Source organism: Vicinamibacterales bacterium (assembly GCA_041659285.1).
GTDB lineage: Bacteria > Acidobacteriota > Vicinamibacteria > Vicinamibacterales > UBA2999 > 12-FULL-67-14b.
Map to the genome: position 1 here is coordinate 1 of JBAZYO010000037.1, position 3,440 is coordinate 3,440.

General features: G+C 63.9%; 9 protein-coding genes. 8 read left to right on the plus strand and 1 reads right to left on the minus strand.

Annotation, left to right across the window (positions count from 1 at the left end):
* From WC815_24105 to WC815_24140, 8 genes are all read left to right on the plus strand, one after another.
* A partial coding sequence (locus WC815_24105; GenBank protein ID MFA5911874.1) for a hypothetical protein occupies positions 1-408 on the plus strand: 408 nt, incomplete at its 5' end.
* Positions 405-677: a hypothetical protein gene (locus tag WC815_24110; GenBank protein MFA5911875.1), complete on the plus strand. Its 273-nt coding sequence runs from the start codon at positions 405-407 to the stop codon at positions 675-677. The genes WC815_24105 and WC815_24110, both read left to right, overlap by 4 nt.
* Positions 674-1,114: a hypothetical protein gene (locus WC815_24115; GenBank protein MFA5911876.1), complete on the plus strand. Its 441-nt coding sequence runs from the start codon at positions 674-676 to the stop codon at positions 1,112-1,114. The genes WC815_24110 and WC815_24115 overlap by 4 nt, the downstream gene beginning before the upstream one ends.
* Positions 1,111-1,371 carry a hypothetical protein gene (locus tag WC815_24120; GenBank protein MFA5911877.1) on the plus strand — a complete coding sequence of 87 codons (261 nt, stop codon included), beginning with the start codon at positions 1,111-1,113 and terminating at the stop codon, positions 1,369-1,371. Before WC815_24115 ends, WC815_24120 begins: the two co-directional genes overlap by 4 nt.
* Before the next feature lie 13 nt (positions 1,372-1,384).
* On the plus strand, positions 1,385-1,708 hold the full coding sequence (locus WC815_24125) for a hypothetical protein (GenBank protein ID MFA5911878.1): 324 nt from the start codon (positions 1,385-1,387) through the stop codon (positions 1,706-1,708).
* Entirely contained in the window at positions 1,701-2,060 is a 360-nt protein-coding gene (locus WC815_24130) for a hypothetical protein (protein ID MFA5911879.1), read from the plus strand. Before WC815_24125 ends, WC815_24130 begins: the two co-directional genes overlap by 8 nt.
* 23 nt (positions 2,061-2,083) lie before the next feature.
* Positions 2,084-2,464: a hypothetical protein gene (locus WC815_24135; GenBank protein ID MFA5911880.1), complete on the plus strand. Its 381-nt coding sequence runs from the start codon at positions 2,084-2,086 to the stop codon at positions 2,462-2,464.
* A complete protein-coding gene (locus tag WC815_24140; protein MFA5911881.1) occupies positions 2,457-3,023 on the plus strand; it encodes a hypothetical protein in 567 nt (188 codons plus the stop codon). The genes WC815_24135 and WC815_24140 overlap by 8 nt, the downstream gene beginning before the upstream one ends.
* Before the next feature lie 23 nt (positions 3,024-3,046).
* Here WC815_24140 and WC815_24145 read toward each other — a convergent pair whose 3' ends face one another.
* Positions 3,047-3,241 (minus strand): hypothetical protein, encoded by a 195-nt coding sequence (locus WC815_24145; GenBank protein MFA5911882.1) that lies wholly within the window; start codon positions 3,239-3,241, stop codon positions 3,047-3,049.
* Positions 3,242-3,440 lie beyond the last annotated feature (199 nt).

Genomic DNA, 3,440 nt, shown 5'->3' on the forward strand with positions numbered 1-3,440 from the left:
CAGACCACCGACGACGCGATTCGCTTCGCCGCGCTGCTGCACGACGCGCACGAGGCCTACAACGGCTTCGGCGACGTCTGCCGCCCGGCCAAGGAGATGGCGCCGCAGGTCGATCAGGTCAATGAGCGCATTGACGCGGCGATTGCGGAGGCGATGGGATTCGACCGAGTCCTATTCCACCACGATGCGATCAAACGCGCTGACGGAATCATGCTCGCCACGGAGGCCCGTGATCTGATGGAGTCGCCGCCCAAGCCATGGATCGAACTCCCACCGCCGCGCCTAGGGACGGTCATCCCTGCCAGTGCAGCCAATATGACGCGCGTCGCGGACGTGTTTCTGTCGCGAAGTCGCGGCTTTCTATACGCGCTCAAGATCTTCACTCGCAAGAAAGGCATGAACCCATGAACCAACGCCACAAACGTGCCGTGCAGAACACGCTCCGCTTGCTCGAGAGCCAGGTCGGGGACCTGGTCGCCGAGAAACAGGAGGACGCCGGCGCGGTCGCGCTGCGAGCGATCGTCGATCCCGAGAATCAGGACGCCGAGGCCGATCGCGACCGCGCGAAGGCCCTAGCCTCCGAGGCCCACGGCTGCCTCGAGGTGCTCGAGTTGATCCAGGCCGCGATGCAGACCGTGCACGGCGGGTATCAGGCTTCAGCGAGGCCGGCGCCATGATCATCTACGTCGCGAGTAGTTGGCGGAATGCGACGCAGCCTGCAGTAGTGCAAGCGCTGCGCAGTGCCGGCCACCAGGTCTACGACTTCCGCAATCCGCGGCCTGGTGACCATGGGTTTCACTGGTCGGAGATCGATCCGAATTGGGAGCAGTGGGAGCCGGGCGAGTACCGGGAACACTTGGGCCACCGGATCGCGATCCGCGGTTTCGCGAGCGACATGGGCGCGCTGGAGTGCTGCGACGCCGTGGTCGCAGTGCAGCCGTTTGGTCGCTCGGCATCGCTGGAGTTGGGATGGGCCTGCGGGGCTGGCAAGAAGACGATTCTCCTGCTCGCCCCCGGGGAACCGGAACTGATGGTCAAAATGTGCGACCACCTCGCGCTCTCGCTCGATGAGGTTTTGCGGTTCCTCGAGGACCTGCCGGCGGTGCACTCATGAGATCCTGGTGCTATTTCCTGTTCCGCGTTAGCCGCGGCGCCAACTACGACGTGCGGCTCCCGATCGGGGGCGTGGTCGTCACGGCCGCCGACGAAGTGGACGCCATCCGCCGCGCGTACGTGGCAGCGGACCAGCAGGTCGCGTGCGCGGCGGGCGAGGTCGTAGTTTGCCATCCGGTTACCGACCGCATCCGCTGCCACCAGGCCCGCCTGATGCACGAGGATTGGCTGCGGTCGCACGCGTATCTCACGAATTAGACGAGGTCACCCGATGACGACGCGTTTTCTCGACGGCCCGGCCAAGGGCCATGGCCTATCGCTGGCTCGAGCGCCGCGGTTCCTGCGGGTCGTGATCGATCCGGCCGGCGGCGTCGACGCGCTGGACCAGCTCACCGACGTCATGCGGCCGGATGAGGTGGCGCACGTCTACGAGCTGGCGGCCGACATCGGCGTGGGCTTCGCCTGCACGCGCGGCAAAGGGTGTCGCCGGATTGCGATCGCCACCTATCGGATCTACGGACGGCAGCCGGACCAAGACACGCTGCGCGACAACCAGCTGTGGGCGGCCTGGGCGATGAGTCAAGCGAATGGATGAGGGAGTCCTGGACAGACACAAGGCCTTCCGGCCAGGCAGCGGCTGGTTCGGCTGGATGCCATCACCAACGACCAAGATCATCACGGGGGACGAGATGAACCAGAAAGAGAAAGTGCTCGGGGCGTTGACTTATATGTTGGCCAGGCAAGTGGATTTAGAGCGCGCCGAGCATGCGGCGGTCGTGGCTCGTGAGTCTCGCGCGGCGGCGGAAGCGGAGCTGGTGCGAGTGCTCAAGGCCGTCTACGGCGAGCGATGCTCTGACGGCGTGGTCTACAAAGGCGGGCGCTACTACGTCAGCGGCGATGGCACACAACTCGCGCAAGAAGTAATGGTTGCTGAGGTGCTGGGATGACGAAACGGCCTATAGGTCCCAACGTGAAACGCCTCGTCCAGCTGAGGATGAATAGACTCCCTGTGCCGTCCGGCGCGGATGAGACCAGCATGGTGCAGAGGGAACGCGAGGCGATTGAATTGATCTTCGCGGACCTCGACCGGTTGAAGGCCGCGGAGGGTTGCCCCCGGACAACGGACGAGGAAATCGCCGGGGACATCCTCCGCGCGATCGGATGCAAGCCGCATCAACATGAACGCATCATTCTCACCCTGCGCGGGAACGACGACGAACTCGCCAGCTTAACACGCGAATCCAAGGCAGCCGGACTGAGCCTCAACAGCTACGTGCGGCGAAAGCTGGGGCTCACCCGCGAGTTGCCACGGCCTGGGCGCCAGGGGAGGGTAGGAACGATCAATGGCTGAGTGCAAAACAATCTGTCCGTGGTCCGATCGCACAGCGGCCCTGGTGGAGACAGAGGGCCACTGGGCAGACCTAGGAGCCTGGTGCGAATGGGCGTCCGCGAACTGGTACGACCAAGAGAACGTCAGCCTGCGCGATACGCTCGACGACATTGGGCACTACGTACTTTGCTGCAAGTTGGTGTCGCTCGCTGATACGGAGCTCGAACGGCTGCAGGCTCTGCTGCGCCGCTGCGCGGACGAGATCCCAGTGTCGGAATGGGGCGACCTAGATCTCTACGAGGCTGTGAGGAAGGCGGGAGGCGGTGCCGCGCCGCCGTGCTGCTGCTGTTCGCCGCCGGAGATCACCGTCGAGATCGACGACGTGACCTTCAATTGCGACCTGCAGCGCGCGTTTGCTGACGCAGTCCGCTACCGCTGGCTGCGGCGCGTCGCCCCGGAGGGCGTGGCTGCCATCGCCTGGCGTGTCCCTGCCGCCTGCAAGCACGGAGCAGATGAAGTTGACGCATGTGTCGATGCGGCAATGAGTAAGGTGAGTGATGGCAAGGCGGGAGGTGAGTGATGGAATGGCGATGCTGGAAGTTGCTACATGCTGGAGAAGGGCCACGCGGCGAAGACGTGACAGTGTTCTGCGCCGCCGATCCACGCGAGGCTGCGGAGCAAGCGGCGGAATACTTCGACGACCAGGAGCAGCGAAAACAGTGCGGCGGGAATGACATGTTCGACGGAGACGTGCAGTACATCGAAGTCGAGGGTGAAGGGTTCAAGACGACACGACACGAAGTCGAGTGCGAAGTCAAACGCGTTTACACGTCAGTCGTGAGGTGAGCGATGCTTCAGCTCAGTGAATACGTCGGCGACGAACCAGGCCGACCAGTGTTGGTCAACCCGAACGAGATCGCGTGCATCCGTTCCTATTGCCGGCACTCGTTTCAGCCGCTCATCGGCGAGATCGTCCTGCAAAGCGGCGAAAATGTCC